The following is an 18,557-nucleotide window of genomic DNA, read 5'->3' on the forward strand; positions in this document are numbered from 1 at the left end:
TTGAGGAGAGAGGCTTGAGTTACGCGGTCAAGGAAATCTTCCTGACCCTGCAAGGCGAAGGCGCCCATGCCGGGCGCGCGTCGGTGTTCTGCCGCTTTGCCGGCTGCAACCTCTGGAGCGGCCGGGAGGCCGACCGCAGCGAGGCAACTTGCAAGTTCTGCGACACCGATTTCGTCGGCACCGACGGCACGCTCGGCGGGCGCTACGGCTCGGCCGCGGAACTCGCCGACACCATCGTTGCGCAATGGACAGGGGCTGCCGCCAACCGCTACGTGGTTCTGACCGGCGGCGAGCCGCTGCTGCAGGTCGACGCTGCGCTGATCAACGCGCTGCACGCGAGAGGCTTCGAGATCGGCGTCGAGACCAACGGCACGATCGCAGCGCCCGAAGGGCTCGACTGGATCTGCGTCAGCCCCAAGGGCGGCAGCGAGCTGGTCGTGCGCCAGGGCCACGAGCTGAAGCTGGTCTATCCCCAGGCGCTGGCGATGCCCGACGCATTTGAGGATCTCGCCTTCGAGCGCTTCTCGCTGCAGCCGATGGACGGGCCCGAGGTCATCGAGAACACCGCGCGCGCGATCGACTATTGCCTGCGCCATCCGCAATGGCGGCTGAGCGTGCAGACGCACAAATCGCTCGGCATCAGATAGGACGCGACCGGGAATGAACATGGACGTTACGACGATCGAAGACCGCAAGTCCCGCGCCCGCGCCTGGTTCGAGCGCTTGCGCGACGAGATCTGCGTGAGCTTCGAGCGGCTCGAGGACGACGCGCCGCAAAGTCTCTATCCGGGCGAGGCCGGCCGCTTCAAGCGCACGCTTTGGCGGCGCACCGACCATACCGGCGCGGCCGGCGGCGGCGGCGCGATGTCGATGATGCATGGCCGGCTGTTCGAGAAGGTCGGCGTGCACTGCTCGACGGTGCACGGCGAGTTCGCACCCGAATTTCGGGCGCAGATCCCCGGCGCCGCGGAGGATCCAAAATTCTGGGCCTCCGGCATCTCGCTGATCGCGCACATGCGCAATCCCAACGTTCCCGCCGTGCACATGAATACGCGCTTCGTCGTCACCACGAAGGCCTGGTTCGGCGGCGGCGCCGACCTGACGCCGGTGCTGGAGCGACGGCGGACGCAGGACGATGCCGACAGCATCGCCTTCCACGCCGCCATGAGAGAGGCCTGCAAGCAGCCGAGCGGCGTTGCCGATTACGACAAGTACAAGACATGGTGCGACGAGTATTTCTACCTGCCGCACCGGAAAGAGGCGCGCGGCATCGGCGGCATCTTCTACGACTGGCACGACAGCGGCGATTGGGATGCCGACCTCGCCTTCACCCAGGATGTCGGCCGCGCCTTCCTGAAGATCTATCCCGAGATCGTGCGGCGCAATTTCGCGAGCGCCTGGACGCCCGCGGACCGCGAGGAGCAATTGATCCGCCGCGGCCGCTACGTCGAGTTCAACCTGCTCTACGACCGCGGCACCATTTTCGGACTGAAGACCGGCGGCAATGTGGACTCGATCCTGTCGTCGCTGCCGCCGGAGGTGAAGTGGCCATGAACGCCGTGCTGCCGCCGCTGCCCCGCGCCATGCTGATCGACATGGACGACACCATCCTGTCGGCCTATGGAAGGCCCGAGATCGCCTGGAACACGATCACGGCCGAATTCGCCGAAGAACTCGCCCCGCTGCCGCCGCCGATGGTCGCAACCGCGGTGCTGGCCTTCGCGCGAAACTTCTGGGCCAACGCGGAAGCGGCGTGGCGGATGAAGCTCGCCGAGGCGCGGCACCTGACGGTGAAGGGCGGTTTCGCCGCGCTCGCGGCCGCCGGCCACCGCGCCCTGCCCGACGACCTCGCCATCCGCCTCGCCGACCGCTTCACCGCCTATCGCGAGGAGGAGATGTTCGTCTTTCCCGGCGCGCATGAGGCGATCGACCAGTTCAAGGCGCTCGGCATCAAGCTCGCGCTGGTCACCAACGGGGCCGCCGACATGCAGCGCGCCAAGGTCGAACGCTTCGAGCTGGCGCATCGCTTCGACCACATCCAGATCGAAGGCGAGCACGGCTTCGGCAAGCCCGAGGAGCGCGCCTATCTGCACGCGATGCAGGCGCTCGGCGTCACCGCCGGGGATACCTGGATGATCGGCGACAATCTGGAATGGGAAGTCGTGACGCCGCAGCGCCTCGGCATCTACGCGATCTGGATGGACGTGCATGGCGAGGGCCTGCCCGAGGGCTCGAGTGTCAAGCCCGACCGCATCATCCGCTCGTTGACGGAGTTGGTGCCGGAGCGGCCGTAACCAGCCGGCCAAAACAAAACTCGAAAAACAACCCCATGCACAGTAGGACGTTGCTGCGAAATCAACAGCTTACGGATTTTACGAAACGAATTTGATCCGTCGGGCAAAATAGGGGTACTATGGCATCCTCCCGATCCCAGCCGGCGGTGCGCTTGCAAGCGGCCGTCCCGGCCGCCCACGGTCGCGGGCGGAGGCGGAGGAGCAGCCCCGCCCGATAGGCAGGGCAATCGCATATGGCTTTTCTGAAAGACCTGAGCGCGCGCCTCGTCCTTCGAGACGACCGCTTTCGCGGTCCCTCAGGATGAGGCTGAGCGGCACCGGCGCCTGCCAAAACAGCTCACATACTCCGCCCTCATCCTGAGGGCCCGTCGGAGGCGGGCGTCTCGAAGGATGGCCACAGGGGAGACGTCGCCATATGCGATTGCCCTGCCCCTGATAGGCACAGAACACGATCCCTTCCGCCGCCGCCGCCCGGCTCGCCCCTCACGCGCCAATCATTGCGCAGCGTATCTCGCGGTCAGCGAATGACCGTGCAAGCTGCCGGAGAACACCACGATCGCTTTCGGCGAAAGCTCGGCCTGCAGCTTTCCCGTCATCATGTTGGGATTGGCCGGCGCAAGCGGAACGGTGACCGTCTTGCCGCCATCCTGAATCGTTGCGCGTCCGCGCATCTCCTTCGTCGAAAGCGGCGATCCATCGTCGTCCCCGACGTAAAAAACGATGTCCGTCCCCTTGCTGACAAATTCGATCGGATGCCCCTGCGATTTGACGACGGGGCCGCCGTTGCTGCCTTTCGTCTGCGCCGCGGCAACATCCAGCGTCGCGATCATCACCGCCGTCATGGCGAGGCCGATATATGTTCTCATTGTGGGCTCCTCGGTGGTTTTCCGCGTGCATCAATAGGCTTCCGCGGGGGTGAACGTTGCGGCGTGTCCGGCCACCAGCCGCTGCAGCGGCTGCTGGCCGAACATCAGAAACAGAATCGGGGTCACGATTGTGTCGAGGACCGTGGCGCTGAGCAGGCCGCCGAAGATCGTCACGGCCACCGGGTGCAGGATTTCCCGGCCCGGCTCGTCCGCGCCGATCAAGAGTGGCGTGAGCGCTAGTCCTGCGCAAAGCGCCGTCATCAGTACCGGACTGAGGCGCTCCATGCTGCCGCGAATGACCAGCCCGGCCCCGAAATGCTCGCCTTCGTGGATGGCGAGATTGATGTAGTGCGAGATCTTCAAGATCCCGTTGCGCGCCGAGATGCCGGCCAGGGTGATGAAGCCGATCATCGAGGCCACCGACAAGGGCTGCCCGGAGATCTCTAGCGCGGCGACGCTGCCGATCAGGGCGAGCGGAATACCTCCCATGATGATCAGCACCAGTGCGGTCGACCGGTAGCGGCTGTAGAGGACGACGAAGATCATCGCCATCGAGGCCAGCGACAGAATGCCGATGCGCCAGGACGCCTCCTGCTGGGCCTGGAACGCGCCTTCGAGGCTGGTCGTGTAGCCCTGCGGAAAATCGAGTTCGCGAACCGACTTCTGAATGTCGGCAGCGATATCGGCGATGTCGCGGCGTCCGTCCCCGTTGCCGTAAACGACGATCCTGCGCTGGGTCCCCTCCCGCTGAATCTGGTTCGGCCCGTCTGTTTCGGCGACTTCGGCCAAAGCGCCCAGCGGGACGAACTCCGAGCCGGTCGGGATGAGCAAATTTTGCAGTCCCGTCGTCGAACGGTCTTGCTCCGACAGGCGCATCACGACATCGAAACGGCGATTGCCGTCGACGATCTGGGAGACTTTTCGGCCATTGGACAGCGCGTCAAGTGCCTGGGTGACCGCAGCCGGCGTCAGGCCGTGAAGCGCGGCGCGGGCATGATCGATTTGAACCCGCACTTGCGGAATCAGCACCTGCTTCTCGACCTGGAGATCGACCAGACCCGGGATCGTCGATAGACGCTGGCGCACCGTTTCGGACAGCCGCCGCAACATCTCGATGTCCTGCCCGAAGATCTTGAGCACGATCTGGGCACGAATACCCGACTGGAGATGATCGAGGCGATGGCTGATCGGCTGTCCGATGGCCACCGACGCCGGCAGCGCGGACAGGGCCTCCCGGATGCTCGCATAGATGTCCGCCTTCTGGCGCTTGGACGGCGTGAGGTCGACATCGATCTCGCTGTAGTGCACGCCTTCGGCGTGCTCATCGAGCTCGGCGCGGCCGGTGCGGCGTCCGACCGATTTCACCTCGGGCACCTTTGCGAGCAGCTGCTCCGCCAATAGTCCAAGACGGTTGGACTCCGCGAGCGAAATGCCGGGATTGTACTGCAGCGACAGGACCAGCGTCCCCTCGTTGAAGGGAGGAAGAAAGCTGCGGGGCATCTGGCTCGCGGCATAGCCCGCCACCGCGACCGCGGCGGCGACGAAGACCAGCACCAGGCCCTGCCGCTCGAAGGCCCAGCCGAGCACCCGCCGATTGGCCTGCTTCAGCTTCGTGACGACAAAGCTCTCGCGGTCACCTGAATGAGCTCGTCCCGAAAGCAGATAGTAGGACAGCACCGGCGTCACCGTGATCGAGGTCAGCAGCGAAGCGAGGATCGAGACCACATAGGCCACGCCAAGCGGCGTGAACAGCCGCCCTTCGATTCCCGGAAGGGCGAACAGCGGCACGAAGACGAGAACGATGATCATCGTTGCATAGACGATACTGGAACGAACCTCCTGGCTCGCGCCGGAGATCACGTCGAGGACAGGACGCGGCGTGCTCGACGCAGCGTTCTCCCGCAGGCGCCGCAGGATGTTTTCGACGTCCACCACGGCATCGTCGACCAGCTCGCCGATCGCGATGGCGAGGCCGCCCAGCGTCATGGTGTTGATCGTGAGGCCGAAGGCGCGAAACACCAGGACCGTCACCAAGATCGATATCGGAATGGCCGTCAGCGACACGAACGCGGCGCGACCGTTCATCAGGAAGACGAACAGGACCATTGCGACGACGATCGCGGCCTCGGCCAGGACGCGCTCGACATTGCCGATGGAGGTCTCGATGAAGGTGGCCTGCCGGAACTGCACGTTGGTGACGTTGATGCCCCCGCGCATGGTGCGTTGCAGGTCGCGCAGCGTGGACTCGACATTGCGCGTCAATGCCACAGTATCCGCAGCCGGCTGCTTCATGACGCTGACGATGACGGCGGGCTTGCCGTTATATCCGGCGTCGCCGCGCTTGGTCCGCGCGGCAAAATCCACCGCGGCAACCTGCTTCAGCAGGATCGGCTGCTCTCCGCGGCTGACGACGACGGTGTTGCGGAGGTCCTCGATACGCCTGGTGAGACCGACATTGCGGATCAGATATTCGCGGCCATGCTGGTCAACGAAGCCGCCGCCGCTGTTGGTGCCGAACCTGGCGACCGCCTGCTCGATCTGATCATGCGTGACGCCGAGCGCCTGCATGGTGGCGACGTTCGGTGTCACGCGGTATTGGCGGACCTCGCCGCCGATGGGTATCACCTGGGCGACGCCGGGAATGGCGAGGAGTTGCGGCCGGACGACGAAGTCCGCGATCTCGCGCACGTCCATGGGTGAAGCCGTGCCATCGCTCGTCAGCGCGATCAGCATGATCTCGCCCATGATCGAGGTCACCGGGCCCATCTGGGGATTGGCCGCAGACGGCAATTGCTCGCGGATCAGCGCCAGCCGCTCCGAGACGAATTGCCGGGCGCGGTAGACGTCGACGCCCCAATCGAACTCGACATAGACGACCGACAGACCAACGCCCGAGACCGAGCGTACCCGGATGACGCCCGGCATGCCGTTCATCGACGTCTCGATCGGGAACGTCACGAGCTGCTCGACTTCCTGGGGTGCCAATCCCTCTGCCTCGGTCAAGATGTTGACGGTCGGGCGGTTGATGTCCGGCAGGACGTCGACCGAAACGCTCGGCAGGACGAACAGGCCGTAGCCGACCAGGGCGGCGGCGACCGCCAGCACGAACAGGCGATTGCGCAAGCTGGTCTGGACGATGAGCTTGAACATGGTCGGCTACCGGATCTGGTTGATGAGGTCGGTGCCGCGAACGACGATATGCTCGCCTTCGTTGACACCGGCGGCCACAATGACGCGGGCTGCGTCCACCGGCACCACGCGAACCGGCTTCGGCTCGAAGCGCTCGGGCTCGGTGTGCAGCCAGACGATATTCTCACCGTTGCCGCTTCGAACGACGGCATTGCGCGGCACGACCAGGCCAGACACGGGCGCTCCGGCCTGGATCATCACATTCAACGGCTGACCGATGTTGAGACCTGCCGGTGGCTCCGGAATGGCGAACTGAACCACGGACGCATGCTGGCGCAGGGCCCGGCTCGTTCCGACGAAGCTCAGCGCAATCTGCTGCCCGTTCGGGGCCATTGCCGTTGCGGCTTCAGGCTGCTTCAAGCCTATTTCGTCATAGGCGAGCGCCTCGACCCAAAGGCTGCGGGGGTCCGCGATCTGAAACAGGACGTCTTGCGGCTGTATGACCTGGCCCGGCGCGACCTTGGCCGAGGTGATGATGCCGTCGGTCGATGCCCGCAGCTCCTCGAACCCGGTGCGGGAGTTGCGAACGGTTTCGCGGCGCGCCCGCAGGCCCTCCAATTCGCTTTCGAGGTCGTTGACTTGCCCTTGCGGCACCGCGCCGCGTTCGGCCAGCGGCCGGAGACGCCGCAGCTTGTTTTCCGTGACTGCCATCAGCTGTTCGATCTCGCCGACCTTCTCGAGGATCGTCGTGCGATCGGCGATTGGCAGATGCGGCTCGATCCGAATGAGCAGATCGCCCTTGCGGACGGTTTGCCCGATGCGGGGTATGCCGTCATCGCCCGGAACCACGCGGCCGCCGTAGATGCTCTGCACGATGCTGCTGCGGTTGGGGTCGGCCATGACACGGCCGATCAGGGTGACGGCGGGATGAATCGTCTGCGGCTCGGCTGCAGCGGTGCGCACATCAAGCAGACGCTGCGTCGGCTTGGCCGCGAAGACGCTGCCGTCTTGCAGGCGCCGCGGGGCATCGCTCAGTGCGGGAATATCCGGCGGATTTGGTTGCGTTGCATTCGTCCGGCCCTCGCCGAACATGATGGCGGCGAGAATGACGAAGGCCCCTGCCACCACGGCGGACATTGAGGCGGCCATGAAGCGGCCACGCCGCTTCAAATAGGCGAAGAGAAGGCCGAATCCCAAGGCGGCGAGCGCGGAGGCGGCGATGGCCGCTCGGTTCGGGAGAAGCCAGCCGGGCGCGTGCTTCTGCTCCGCGGGCCGGGCCTCTGCACGCGGTATGAACGAGTCGACCAGCAGGTCATTTCCCCTGCCGGCGCTGATCGAGAAGATCACCTCGACCGATCCGGACGGTGTACCGTTCGGAATCGGGGCGGTGTAGATGCCGTTCTCCCGGCTTGACGCCTCGATCGGGGCGGAATCGCCGATCGTGACTTGCAAGGCGGCGTCCGAAACCGGCTCGTTCGTCACCGCATCATCGATGAAGACGGACAGCTTACCGTCTTTCAGGATGCCGACGACTTCGTAGAGCTCGGAGCGCGCGGCAATCCTCGGATAGGCTGAGGACACGACCGCCGTCTTCTCGGCGTTGCCGTGATCGTGCCCTTCATGGGCAAAGGCCCCCCAGACAAAGAACAAACTCGCCAACCAGACAGCGCCGGCCAGTCCAAGAGCTGCGAGCCGCCCTTTCGGGCAGCGCTGATTCATGAACATCGAAAGATCCTTCAGACGTGCGAAAAGGCGGCGGCCGAAGCGCCGCCGGGACTACGCGATGCTGAAGGTACTTGGTGGGCGGACGAGTCCCTCGGGGCGTACCCCGACAATGGCCCGCGCGAGCGGCAGGTCCATGGCGCCGAGCACTTCGAAGGAACTGAGCAGGTGCATGACCTGCGCTGAGGCGATCGAGGTGCCAAACATGTCCCAGGCCACGCCCGGAACGCCGTCGTCGTCGTGATCCGGCCCGTCATGGACGTGGCCTTCGGCGTCGTCGCCGGCGTGGGAATGCACGTGGCCTGCCAGCTGATCGTGGAAATGCAGGGAACCACTGAGCGTGACGGACGGCATCGGCATGGCACCGACAGCCGCCCTCACCTGCGACACCGAAATCAGGGCCACCTGAAGCACAAACGCGGATATCGCCACGAACATGGCCGTTCTGGCGAGTTGACGAAGATGTTGGGGAACACCGTGCAGCACGTCGAAAAACTAGGTCATGCCGACTGCGAATTCAAGGCGACGTTCCGAGCAGGCGCATCGCGTCGGAGGTGCCCCAGACGCCCTTCCCCGCTCGCTCGCCAAGCCGCCGCCGCCCGACATCCGACAGCCCGCCTGCCTCACTTGAAGTGAAATGCTTCACAAGCCGCAATCCGGGATTGCGGTAGCCTTGTGTCACGGGGCGTGGTGAGTTGGAGGCGACAATGGAGCAGGACCTTCCGAAGCAGGCAGCGCGCACGCGATCCCCGGTGAAGGCGGCGGGTCTTTGGCAGAGAATTCAATCCTGGGACAGCCGTCTCTCGGTCACCAAGGGACTGACGGCCGTGACCCTGCTGACCGGCTTCCTGGGCGGATATTTCCAGTATCTGAATTCCTATGAGCAGAAGGTCGGCGAGCAGGCCAAGGCGGACATGCAGAAGGCGACCGACACCTTCCTCGAGATCTCGGATGCCTTCGCCGACGTGCAGATCCAGCAGGAGACCATGCTGCGCGAGCAGTTCGGCTCGCTGAAGGCGCAGGCAACCCCCGCTTTCATCCCGGTGGATTCCAAGACATTCGACTCGCTCTCGGACTATTGGAAGGCGCGCACGTCGCTGCGGCGGAACGGCGCCATCTTCGCGCGCAAGGCGGAGATCTACATCGACTGGCCCAGCGATCTCGGGCGCGATCCGGCCGCCGAGCACACGCTCGACCAGGATCCCCTGACGGCAACGCTGCTCATCAAGTATAATTTCGATTGCGATTCCGAAGCCAATCTCCCCCAGTTCAGAGGCGCGATCTTCAATGGCGCCGATCCCGGACGCCCAAGCGACGAATTGTGCAACGACCCGACGGCCAATGGGCTCAAGTCCTACGTCAACCTTTGTGCCAGGCGGGCGGATGGCGAGATCGATGCGTTGCAGAAGGTCGTGACCATCAACTGGTGGAGCGCCAAGCACCACGTCCTGGTGATGCATCATTGCTTCGAGGTGCTCCGCGGCGGGCCGAATGCGTTGCAAGCTCCGGCCCCCGGCAACGACGGCCCCAATGATCGCAAGCTCGAGAAGCCGCGCGACAGCAACGAGCACAGGCTGCAGCTTCAGGCCCGCCGGCTGGACGCGTTCATGACGCTGACCATGGCGCAGCTGGACCGCATCAGGGTGCGATACCGTCCCACCGGCTTCTTCTGCCATGTTCCGTTCGCACGCGATGCCATCGGCTATTTCAGCAATGAGTGCCTGCCGAACCAGCCGGTCACGAGCGAGCGCAGCTGAGCCGTACCGCGATAGAGCGGCGGACTTTTTCGGCACCGGCAGCCGGCGTGATCGGCCTGTCATGACGGCCTGTTAGCGTCGGCCCTGTCGATCAACCCGAAAGGAGACAATCCATGGATCTGAAGGCCGGCGATGTCGTGATGCTGAAATCCGGCGGTCAGCCGCTGACCGTCGCGGAGGTGAAGGACAACGAGGCGCTGTGCCTGTGGATGGGCATGGAAGGCGACCTGTTCCGCGAGACGCTGCCGCTCGCCGTGCTCGTGCAGGTGGAAGAAGAGGACGAGGAAGATGATGACGAAGACGAAGATGATGACGAGGAGTAGGCACTTCTCGGACTGCATTCCCGCGAGAGCCGAGCTCTTCCCCTGATGACGGGCGCGGGTTGATCAGACGAGGATACGAGGCGCTGCCGTGGCTTTGTCGCCGGAATTCGGCGTCCCCGTCGGTTCAATCAAGAGGATGTGCACTTCCCCACGCGCCACCGGTCGGTGCTCAACGCCCTTCGGCACGACAAAGACCTCGCCGGGGTTGAGCGTGACCGTGCGGTCCCGCAGCTCGATGTCGAGCGTCCCGCTGAGCACGAGAAAGAAGTCGTCCGTGTCCTCGTGCTTGTGCCAATGAAATGGCCCCTCGAGCTTGGCCACCATGATGTCGTTGTCGTTATAGGTCGCCACCGTGCGCGGGGAGAAGCGATCGGTGAACGTTGCGAGCTTCTCGGCGAGATTTGCGGGTGCTTTCATCGCGTTTCCTAGAGGTGAAGACTCCCAGCCCGCATATGGTGACGGGCTACCCTCCTGGAAGGGATAGCACGCCCAAGTTTGGGAACACGAGACTGCGAAGCGGCGGAATGTGGATCTACGCGACCCGAGCGTAGGATGGGTAGATCCCTTGCGAAACCACGATGGTCAATCTTTCTGGTCGCGCTTGACGCGGGCGACAGCCTGATCGGCGATGGCGGCGAGTGCCGCTTCCTCTAATGGAAAATCCGCCGCGAGCCAAGCGTCCTCGGCGAGCGTCAACACGTGGCCGAGCGCGGGTCCTTCGGCCAGACCGCGGGCGATGAAGTCGGCGGCCTTCAGCGGAAATTTCGGCGCGGTCCAGCGCTGCGGCAGCTCGGCGAGCGCGCGCCAGCGCGGCGAATGCACATCAGCGGCGGCGCGTGCCCAGCCCAGCAATACGCGATCGTGATAGCGCTCGGGCCCGAGCCGGTACAGCAACCGCCGTGCATTGGCGTCGTCCTTGGTGGCGAAGCGCCACCAGCGGTGTCCCATCGAATCCAGCGCCTTGACCTCGGCATTGGAGAGCCGCAGGCGCGCCGCGACGCGCTTGGCGTCTTCGGTGACGGCGACCGAGAGCGCGGCGAGGCGCCGCGTGCTGCTGGCGGCGAGACCAAGCTCGCGCTCGATCGCGATCATCGTGTCCAGGGGACCCGTATAGACGACGCCGCCAATCAATGCCTGCAGCAATCCGCCCTCGGCCATAGCCCGCACGGCCGCGCCTGCACCCGCGGCGACCAGCAGCTTGAGCATCTCCATGCGCACCCGCTCGGCTGACAGGTTCGCCAGGCCCGCGCGTCGGCGGATGCAGGCGAGATAGCCGTCGCGGTCGGGCTCGCCGGCGCCGAAGGCGGCGTGGATGCGGAAGAAGCGCAGGATGCGCAAATAATCCTCGGCGATGCGCTGGTCGGGATCGCCGATGAAGCGCACGCGCCGCGCTTTGGCGTCGTTGATGCCGCCGACATAATCGTAGACGACGCCGCGCGCATCGACCGACAGGCCGTTCATGGTGAAGTCGCGCCGCTCGGCATCCTTCACCCAGTCGCGGCCGAACGCGACCTTGGCCTTGCGGCCGAAGGTCTCGGTGTCCTCGCGCAGCGTCGTGACTTCATAGGGGTGGGCGTCGATCACCAGCGTGACGGTGCCGTGGTCGATGCCGGTCGGCACGCTCTTGATGCCGGCAGCCTTGGCACGCCGTATCACCTCGTCCGGCAGCGCCGTGGTCGCGATGTCGATGTCGCCCGGCGCAAGACCGAGCAGTGCATTGCGCACGGCGCCGCCGACCACCCGCGCCTCCTCGCCATCGGTGCCGAGCAGCGCCAGGACGCGCGCGGTCCCGCCTGCGGTCAGCCAGGGCGCATCGGCAAGTAAAGGCTCTGCGCTCATCAATCGGCCCCTATTTTTCCACGCCCGGCACGAGCTTGCCGTTCTCGATATGGGCGGGGACGTAGGTCGAATCCGGCGGCGCGCCGGAGAAATGCGCGAGGCCGATCAGGCCGGCGATGACCAGCACGATCGCCGCCAGCGCAAGGCGCGCCACGATCGCGACCGGCCAGGAGGAGCGCGCGAACAGGCCGGAGCGGGTGGCGGCCAGGAACAGCGCATAGACGGCAAACGGGATGAGGAAGATTCCGATCTCGGTCAGAACCGTCCGGATCATGATGAATAGATCCGCTCATACAGCACACGCAGCATTCCGGCCGTCGCACCCCAGATGTAGCGTTCCGCGAACGGCATCGCGTAATAGGATCGCGGCGTGCCGCGGAATTCCTTGCTGTGCACCTGGTGGTTCACCGGATTCATCAGGAAGGATAGCGGCACCTCGAACGCATCATCAACCTCGGAATGGTTGATGCTGAGGGAAAAGCCGGGCCTGACCTTCGCGACCGTCGGCAGGATGCGGAAGCCGAAGGCGGTGCCGTAGAGATCGAGATAGCCGAGCGGCTCGACAAAGTCGCGTGACAGCCCGACCTCCTCCTCGGCCTCGCGCAGCGCCGCATCCAGCGGCGAGGCATCGGTCGCGTCGATCTTGCCGCCGGGAAACGCGATCTGGCCAGCATGGTCGTTCAGATGTGCCGAGCGCTGGGTCAGGAGGATGGTCGGCTCGGGATGATCGACCACCGCGATCAGGACCGCTGCCGGGCGCACCGGCTGCTCGCGCGCGATGATCTCGAGCATCTTGTCGGTGCCGGGGTCGCCCGAGGCGGGGATGATGTTGGGATCATAGAGGCCCGGCGGCACGTCGAAGCCGAGCCTCGCCCTGGAGCGGGCGAAGAAATCCGCAGCGCCAAGCGCGACCGGCTCGTTGGTCAGGATAGGGTTGTTCAGATTCAAAGCGCCGCCCTCACCTGCTCCGCGTCGGCCATGGCGAAGAATTCGCCGGCCGACTCGACACCGAACATCGGCTGGCCATCGACCATCCGCTCCTCGCCCATGTCAACCAGATCGTAGTAGAGCGCACGGGTCACCTTGGCCCAGAGATCGGCGCGAACGTGCAGATAGGGCGTCAGCCCGCCGTCCGCCGCCTGCTCGAAGCGCAGCCGGTGCGCGGCATCGCAGGTGACCCAGTCGTCGACATTGGTGCGGAAGCGCAGCACGCGATTGCTGTCCTCGCCGTCCTTCTGCATCTCGACCGCCATGAACGGCGCATCATCGACGCGGATGCCGACCTTCTCCACCGGCGTGACCAGGAAATGCTTGTCGCCCTCGCGCTTGAGGATGGTCGAGAACAGGCGGACGAGGGCGTGACGCCCGATTGGCGTCCCCATGTAGAACCAAGTACCATCGGAGGCGATTCGGATGTCGAGATCGCCGCAAAACGGCGGATTCCACAGATGCACCGGAGGCAGGCCCTTCTTGGCGCCTTCGGCACCGGCAGCACTTTTGGCGGCGGCAGTCAGCCCTTCAAGACCGCGATCGGCGCTCTGCCCTTGGTTCGCCATGGTTTGCCCTGACTTTGTGATTTGGCACGATTGGTGCAGGTCTACGTTGTCGATTGGTGCTCGGTTCCACCCCGGATTAGTCCGGTGTGCAGGTCGCCACTTCGTGATGCCCTACATACCCTTAAGCCGATAAGGTGGGGATAGGTTAATTCAACGAATACATGGTCTTCCTGCAAGTCTAGCATAGGGCCCATGTGCTGGCGCGCCGACGCAGGAAAGTGACGAGGCAAGCAAGCCGCGTGGCAGGCTGAAGGAGCAAGCGAATGGCGGAGAGTGTCGAGAAACTCGAGGACGGGATCGTCCGTTCGGCCGAGCAGGTGTCGAGCCAGGTTCGCGCGGCCAAGGACGCGATCGCCTCCGTCATCTTCGGCCAGGATCGCGTGATCGAGAACACGCTGGTCACCATCCTCTCCGGCGGCCATGCACTCCTGATCGGCGTGCCCGGCCTTGCCAAGACCAAGCTGGTCGAGACGCTCGGCGTCACGCTCGGTCTCGACGCCAAGCGCATCCAGTTCACGCCCGATTTGATGCCCTCGGACATTCTCGGCGCCGAAGTGCTGGACGAGAGCACCGCGGGAAAGCGCGCCTTCCGCTTCATTGCCGGTCCCGTGTTCGCGCAGCTCCTGATGGCCGACGAGATCAACCGCGCCAGCCCGCGCACGCAATCGGCGCTGTTGCAGGCGATGCAGGAGCAGCACATCACCGTCGCCGGCGCGCGTCATGATCTGCCGAAACCCTTCCACGTGCTCGCGACGCAGAACCCATTGGAGCAGGAAGGCACCTATCCGCTTCCGGAAGCGCAGCTCGACCGCTTCCTGATGGAGATCGACGTCGACTATCCCGACCGCGATGCCGAGCGCCGCATCCTGTTCGAGACGACGGGCGCAGAGGAGACGCTGGCCAAGGGCGCGATGACGCCCGATGCGCTGATCACCGCGCAGCGCCTGATCCGGCGCCTGCCGGTCGGCGATTCCGTGGTGGAGGCGATCCTGTCGCTGGTGCGCGCGGCCCGCCCGGGTCCGGACGCCGGCGAAGCCGGCAAGTTCATTGCATGGGGCCCCGGCCCGCGCGCCAGCCAATCGCTGATGCTGGCGGTGCGCGCGCGTGCGCTGATCGACGGGCGCCTGGCGCCCTCCATCGACGACGTGCTCGACCTTGCCGAGCCCGTGCTGAAGCACCGCATGGCGCTGACGTTCCAGGCGCGTGCCGAAGGCCGCACGATTCCGGACGTGATCCGGCAATTGAAGACACGGATCGGTTGATGGCAGCAGAGAACGGGGCAGCGAAGGAGATACTGGCGATCCGACGTGCCGATGGCGAAAGCCGCACGCTCGCCGCTTCGTTACCGCGCCTTGTGCTCGAGGCCCGCCGCATCGCCGCCAACGTCATCCACGGCCTGCATGGAAGGCGCCGCGCCGGCTCCGGCGAAAATTTCTGGCAGTATCGCCGCTTCGTCTCGGGCGAGCCGGCACAGAACGTCGACTGGCGCCGCTCGGCGCGCGACGACCATCTCTACGTCCGCGAGCTGGAATGGGAAGCCTCGCACACGGTCTGGATCTGGCCGGACCGCTCGCCCTCGATGGCATTCGCCTCGAAGACCGCGCGCGAATCCAAGCTCGAGCGGACGCTGATCGTCGCCTTTGCGCTCGCCGAGCTGCTCGTCGCCGGCGGCGAGCGCGTCGGCATTCCCGGACTGATGGCGCCGACCGCCAGCCGCAGCGTCATCGACAAGATGGCGCAGGCGATGCTGCATGACGATGCCGACCGCCTCAGCCTGCCGCCGTCCTTCGTTCCGGCCGCGCTCGCCGAGATCATCGTGCTGTCGGATTTCTGGTCGCCTGTCTCCGAGATCAGGACGACGCTCGCCGGCCTCTCCGGCTCCGGCGCCCACGGCACCATGGTGCAGGTGGTCGATCCCGCCGAGGAATCGTTTCCCTATTCCGGCCGCGTCGAGTTCGTCGAGCCGGAAGGTTTTGGCGTGATCACCGCCGGCCGCGCCGAGAGCTGGGCGCAGGATTACACCGCGCGCCTCGCGCTGCACCGCGACCAGATCCGCGCCGAGACGGGCAAGCTCGACTGGCTGTTCACGACGCACGCCACCGACCGCTCGGCCGCCGAGCTCTTGCTGTTCCTGCATGCGGGCATGCAGGTGAGCAAGTCGGGCGCACGTACCACGACGATCAAGGGGGGGCCGGCCGCATGATGGGATTGCCGCTCGCCTTCACGCAACCGCTGCTCCTGATCGGCCTCGTCAGCCTGCCCGTGCTGTGGTGGCTCTTGCGCGTGATGCCGCCGCGGCCGCGGCGCATCGAGTTTCCGCCGACGCGGCTGTTGTTCGACATCACGCCGCGCGAAGAGACGCCCTCGCGGACGCCGTGGTGGCTGACCGCGCTCCGCCTGCTCGCCGCCGCGCTGGTGATCTTCGCCGCCGCCGGCCCGATCTGGAATCCGCAAACGGGCCTTGCCGGCAGCAAGGCGCCGCTGATGATCATGTTCGACGACGGCTGGAGCGCCGCGTCGCACTGGGACGTCAGGATCAGGACCGCGGACGAGCTGATCGCCAATGCCGACAATGACGGCCGCGGCATCGCGCTGGTGCCGCTGTCCGAGCCGAACCGCGACATCACGCTGATGCCGGCAGGGGCGGCCCGCGTCGCGCTGCGGCAGCTCGCGCCAAAGCCCTATTCGGTCGACCGCGTCGAGACGCTGGCCGCGGTCGACCGTTTCCTCAAGGTCACCGGCGACTGCGAGATCGCCTGGCTGTCCGACGGCGTCGACACCGGCCGCGGCGAGGACTTCGTGGCCGGCCTCGGCAAGACCATCGGCGATCGCGCCCTGACCGTGTTCGAAGGCGGCGCCTCCTCGCCGCTGGCCCTGGTCGCCGCCGAGAACGCCGCAGCGAAGATGACGGTGAAGGTGCTGCGCACCGACAGCGGGATTGCGGTCGGCACGGTGCGCGCGCTTGACCAGAAGGCGTCGCCGATCGGCGAAGCGCGCTATTCGTTCGGTCCGCAGGACAAGGAAACCGAAGCGGCGTTCGACCTGCCGGTCGAGCTGCGCAACGATATCACGCGGCTCGAGATCTCCGGCGAACGCTCCGCCGGCGCGGTGCAGCTGCTCGACAAGCGCTGGCGCCGCCGTGCCATCGGCATCGTCTCGGGCGCGACCAGCGAGACCGCGCAGCCGCTGCTGGCGCCGACCTTCTATCTCACCCGGGCACTGGCGCCGTTCGCCGACGTCAGGCTCGCCGACAAGGGCTCGCCGCAGCAGGGCATCACGCAGTTTCTGGACCAAAAGCTGCCGATGATCATCCTCGCCGATGTCGGCACCATCGCCCCCGAGCTGCGCGAACGCCTCAATGCCTGGGTGGACCAGGGCGGCGTGCTGGTGCGGTTCGCTGGGCCCCGGCTGGCACAGGCGGAGGACGACCTCGTGCCGGTGAAGCTGCGCAAGGGCGGCCGCACGCTCGGCGGCAGCCTGACCTGGGAGAAGCCGCAGCATCTGGCCTCTTTCACCGCCGATGGTCCGTTCGCCGGCGTCGCGGTCCCCAAGGACGTCACCGTGAGCCGCCAGGTGCTGGCCGAGCCCGACGCCGTGCTCGCCACCAAGAGCTGGGCCTCGCTGGAAGACGGCACGCCGCTCGTCACCGGCGAGCATCGCGGCAAGGGCCTCGTCAGCCTGTTCCACGTCAGCGCCGACATGCGCTGGTCGGATCTGCCGATGTCGGGCACCTTCGTCGAAATGCTGCGGCGGGTGGTCGACATGTCCGGCTACACGGCGAAGCCCGGTGCCGGCGTTGCCAGCGAAGCGACCACTGACACGGTGGCGCCGCTGCACATCCTCGACGGATTTGGCGCGTTCGGTCCGCCGCCCGCGACGGCAAAGCCGCTGCCTGCGGACTATCGCGACCGCGCCACTCCTGACCATCCGCCCGGCTTCTACGGTCCGGCAGAAGGACCGCTCGCCGTGAACACGCTTGCCAGCGCCGACCGCATCGCCGCACTGAACACCGCGAGCCTGCGCGCCCGGCACGCCACCTACACCAATGCCGAGCCGCGCGACCTGCGCGGCTGGCTGCTGTCGACGGCGCTCGCGCTGTTCCTGATCGACGCCATCATCGTCGCGGTGCTCGGCGGCGGGCTTGCCGCGCTGCTGAGGCGCCGTGCTGCGCCCGCCACGATCGTGCTCGCCCTGCTCGCGGGATTCTCTTTGCTCTCGCCCACGCCGTCGCGCGCCGACGGCGTATCCGACGAGTTCGCGATGAAGGCGGTGTCGCAGACCCGCCTCGCCTATGTCGTGACAGGCAATGCCGACGTCGATTCCATCGTCAAGGCGGGGATGAACGGGCTGACGCTGTTCCTGGCCCAGCGCACTGCGCTCGAGGCCGGCGATCCCGTCGGCGTCGATCCCGCGCGCGACGAGCTCGCCTTCTTCCCGCTGATCTACTGGCCGATCGTGCCGGGCGCGCCGAAGCCGCCGCAGGACGCCATCAACAGGATCGACGCCTACATGAAGCAGGGCGGCACCGTGCTGTTCGACACCCGCGACGCGATCGAGGCACCGCCCGGCGCGAACGGCGCGGCGCAGACCCCGGCCATGCAGACGCTGCGCGAAATCCTGTCCTCGCTCGACGTGCCCGAGCTCGAGCCGGTGCCGCGCGAGCACGTGCTGACCAAGACCTTCTACCTGCTGCGCGACTTCCCCGGCCGCTTCACCGCCGGCCAGACTTGGGTCGAGACCTTGCCGCGCGAAGATGACGATGAGAGCGCGCAGCGGCCGGCGCGCGGCGGCGACGGCGTCTCGCCGATCATCATCACTTCGAACGATCTGGCCGGCGCCTGGGCGGTACGGCCCGACGGACAGGCCATGCTGCCGGTGACCGGCGGCGACCCCCGCCAGCGCGAATTTGCCTACCGCGCCGGCGCCAACATCGTGATGTACACGCTGACCGGCAATTACAAGGCCGACCAGGTGCACGCTCCGGCGCTGATCGAACGGCTGGGGCAATAGAGACGCGCATGACGAGCTCGATCCACACGTTCCGTCATTCCGGGATGGTCCGAAGGACCAG

The 18,557-nt window shown here is 66.0% G+C and carries 17 protein-coding genes; 8 read left to right on the plus strand and 9 right to left on the minus strand.

The window, feature by feature from the left end:
* Positions 1-14: 14 nt before the first annotated feature.
* From queE to N2604_RS32940, 3 genes are read left to right on the plus strand one after another with little or no spacing between them, the layout of a single operon-like run.
* On the plus strand, positions 15-647 hold the full coding sequence (gene queE / locus N2604_RS32930) for a 7-carboxy-7-deazaguanine synthase (protein WP_260372132.1): 633 nt from the start codon (positions 15-17) through the stop codon (positions 645-647).
* A gap of 19 nt (positions 648-666) precedes the next feature.
* Positions 667-1,554, plus strand: a complete 888-nt coding sequence (hemF, locus tag N2604_RS32935; RefSeq protein ID WP_260372133.1) for an oxygen-dependent coproporphyrinogen oxidase — start codon at positions 667-669, stop codon at positions 1,552-1,554.
* Complete coding sequence (locus tag N2604_RS32940) at positions 1,551-2,294, plus strand: HAD family hydrolase (RefSeq protein ID WP_260372134.1); 744 nt, start codon at positions 1,551-1,553, stop codon at positions 2,292-2,294. Before hemF ends, N2604_RS32940 begins: the two co-directional genes overlap by 4 nt.
* Before the next feature lie 494 nt (positions 2,295-2,788).
* Here the strand turns inward: N2604_RS32940 and N2604_RS32945 are convergent, their stop codons facing one another.
* The 4 genes from N2604_RS32945 to N2604_RS32960 form a co-directional block, all read right to left on the minus strand.
* Positions 2,789-3,124 carry a hypothetical protein gene (locus tag N2604_RS32945; protein ID WP_260372135.1) on the minus strand — a complete coding sequence of 112 codons (336 nt, stop codon included), beginning with the start codon at positions 3,122-3,124 and terminating at the stop codon, positions 2,789-2,791.
* A 66-nt stretch (positions 3,125-3,190) separates the two neighbouring features.
* A complete protein-coding gene (locus tag N2604_RS32950) occupies positions 3,191-6,310 on the minus strand; it encodes an efflux RND transporter permease subunit (protein ID WP_260372136.1) in 3,120 nt (1,039 codons plus the stop codon).
* Positions 6,311-6,316: 6 nt separating this feature from the next.
* Positions 6,317-8,014, minus strand: coding sequence for an efflux RND transporter periplasmic adaptor subunit (locus N2604_RS32955; protein WP_260372137.1), 1,698 nt, complete (start codon positions 8,012-8,014; stop codon positions 6,317-6,319).
* 51 nt (positions 8,015-8,065) lie between these two features.
* Entirely contained in the window at positions 8,066-8,449 is a 384-nt protein-coding gene (locus N2604_RS32960; protein WP_260372138.1) for a hypothetical protein, read from the minus strand.
* A gap of 269 nt (positions 8,450-8,718) precedes the next feature.
* On the opposite strand from N2604_RS32960, the gene N2604_RS32965 reads away from it, so the two are divergent.
* Together N2604_RS32965 and N2604_RS32970 are read left to right on the plus strand one after the other, a co-directional pair.
* Complete coding sequence (locus N2604_RS32965) at positions 8,719-9,768, plus strand: hypothetical protein (protein WP_260372139.1); 1,050 nt, start codon at positions 8,719-8,721, stop codon at positions 9,766-9,768.
* Between the two features lie 113 nt (positions 9,769-9,881).
* Complete coding sequence (locus tag N2604_RS32970) at positions 9,882-10,091, plus strand: YodC family protein (protein ID WP_260372140.1); 210 nt, start codon at positions 9,882-9,884, stop codon at positions 10,089-10,091.
* A 63-nt stretch (positions 10,092-10,154) separates the two neighbouring features.
* Here N2604_RS32970 and N2604_RS32975 read toward each other — a convergent pair whose 3' ends face one another.
* From N2604_RS32975 to N2604_RS32995, 5 genes are all read right to left on the minus strand, one after another.
* Positions 10,155-10,508 carry a cupin domain-containing protein gene (locus N2604_RS32975; protein WP_036024830.1) on the minus strand — a complete coding sequence of 118 codons (354 nt, stop codon included), beginning with the start codon at positions 10,506-10,508 and terminating at the stop codon, positions 10,155-10,157.
* A gap of 165 nt (positions 10,509-10,673) precedes the next feature.
* The gene (locus N2604_RS32980) at positions 10,674-11,930 is read right to left on the minus strand and encodes a CCA tRNA nucleotidyltransferase (RefSeq protein ID WP_260372141.1); all 1,257 of its coding nucleotides are present in this window, start codon (positions 11,928-11,930) and stop codon (positions 10,674-10,676) included.
* A 10-nt stretch (positions 11,931-11,940) separates the two neighbouring features.
* Positions 11,941-12,204 (minus strand): DUF6111 family protein, encoded by a 264-nt coding sequence (locus N2604_RS32985; RefSeq protein WP_172785901.1) that lies wholly within the window; start codon positions 12,202-12,204, stop codon positions 11,941-11,943.
* Positions 12,201-12,872, minus strand: a complete 672-nt coding sequence (locus N2604_RS32990) for a CoA pyrophosphatase (RefSeq protein WP_260376360.1) — start codon at positions 12,870-12,872, stop codon at positions 12,201-12,203. Before N2604_RS32990 ends, N2604_RS32985 begins: the two co-directional genes overlap by 4 nt.
* Before the next feature lie 2 nt (positions 12,873-12,874).
* Entirely contained in the window at positions 12,875-13,486 is a 612-nt protein-coding gene (locus N2604_RS32995) for a DUF1285 domain-containing protein (RefSeq protein WP_260372142.1), read from the minus strand.
* Between the two features lie 263 nt (positions 13,487-13,749).
* On the opposite strand from N2604_RS32995, the gene N2604_RS33000 reads away from it, so the two are divergent.
* Genes N2604_RS33000 through N2604_RS33010 form a run of 3 tightly spaced genes read left to right on the plus strand, consistent with a single transcriptional unit; the run spans position 13,750 to position 18,496 of the window.
* Positions 13,750-14,748, plus strand: a complete 999-nt coding sequence (locus tag N2604_RS33000; protein WP_260372143.1) for a MoxR family ATPase — start codon at positions 13,750-13,752, stop codon at positions 14,746-14,748.
* Positions 14,748-15,689 carry a DUF58 domain-containing protein gene (locus N2604_RS33005; RefSeq protein WP_260372144.1) on the plus strand — a complete coding sequence of 314 codons (942 nt, stop codon included), beginning with the start codon at positions 14,748-14,750 and terminating at the stop codon, positions 15,687-15,689. The genes N2604_RS33000 and N2604_RS33005 overlap by 1 nt, the downstream gene beginning before the upstream one ends.
* Positions 15,686-18,496, plus strand: coding sequence for a DUF4159 domain-containing protein (locus tag N2604_RS33010; protein WP_260372145.1), 2,811 nt, complete (start codon positions 15,686-15,688; stop codon positions 18,494-18,496). Before N2604_RS33005 ends, N2604_RS33010 begins: the two co-directional genes overlap by 4 nt.
* Positions 18,497-18,557: the final 61 nt, after the last annotated feature.

This window comes from Bradyrhizobium sp. CB1015, assembly GCF_025200925.1.
Lineage (GTDB): Bacteria > Pseudomonadota > Alphaproteobacteria > Rhizobiales > Xanthobacteraceae > Bradyrhizobium.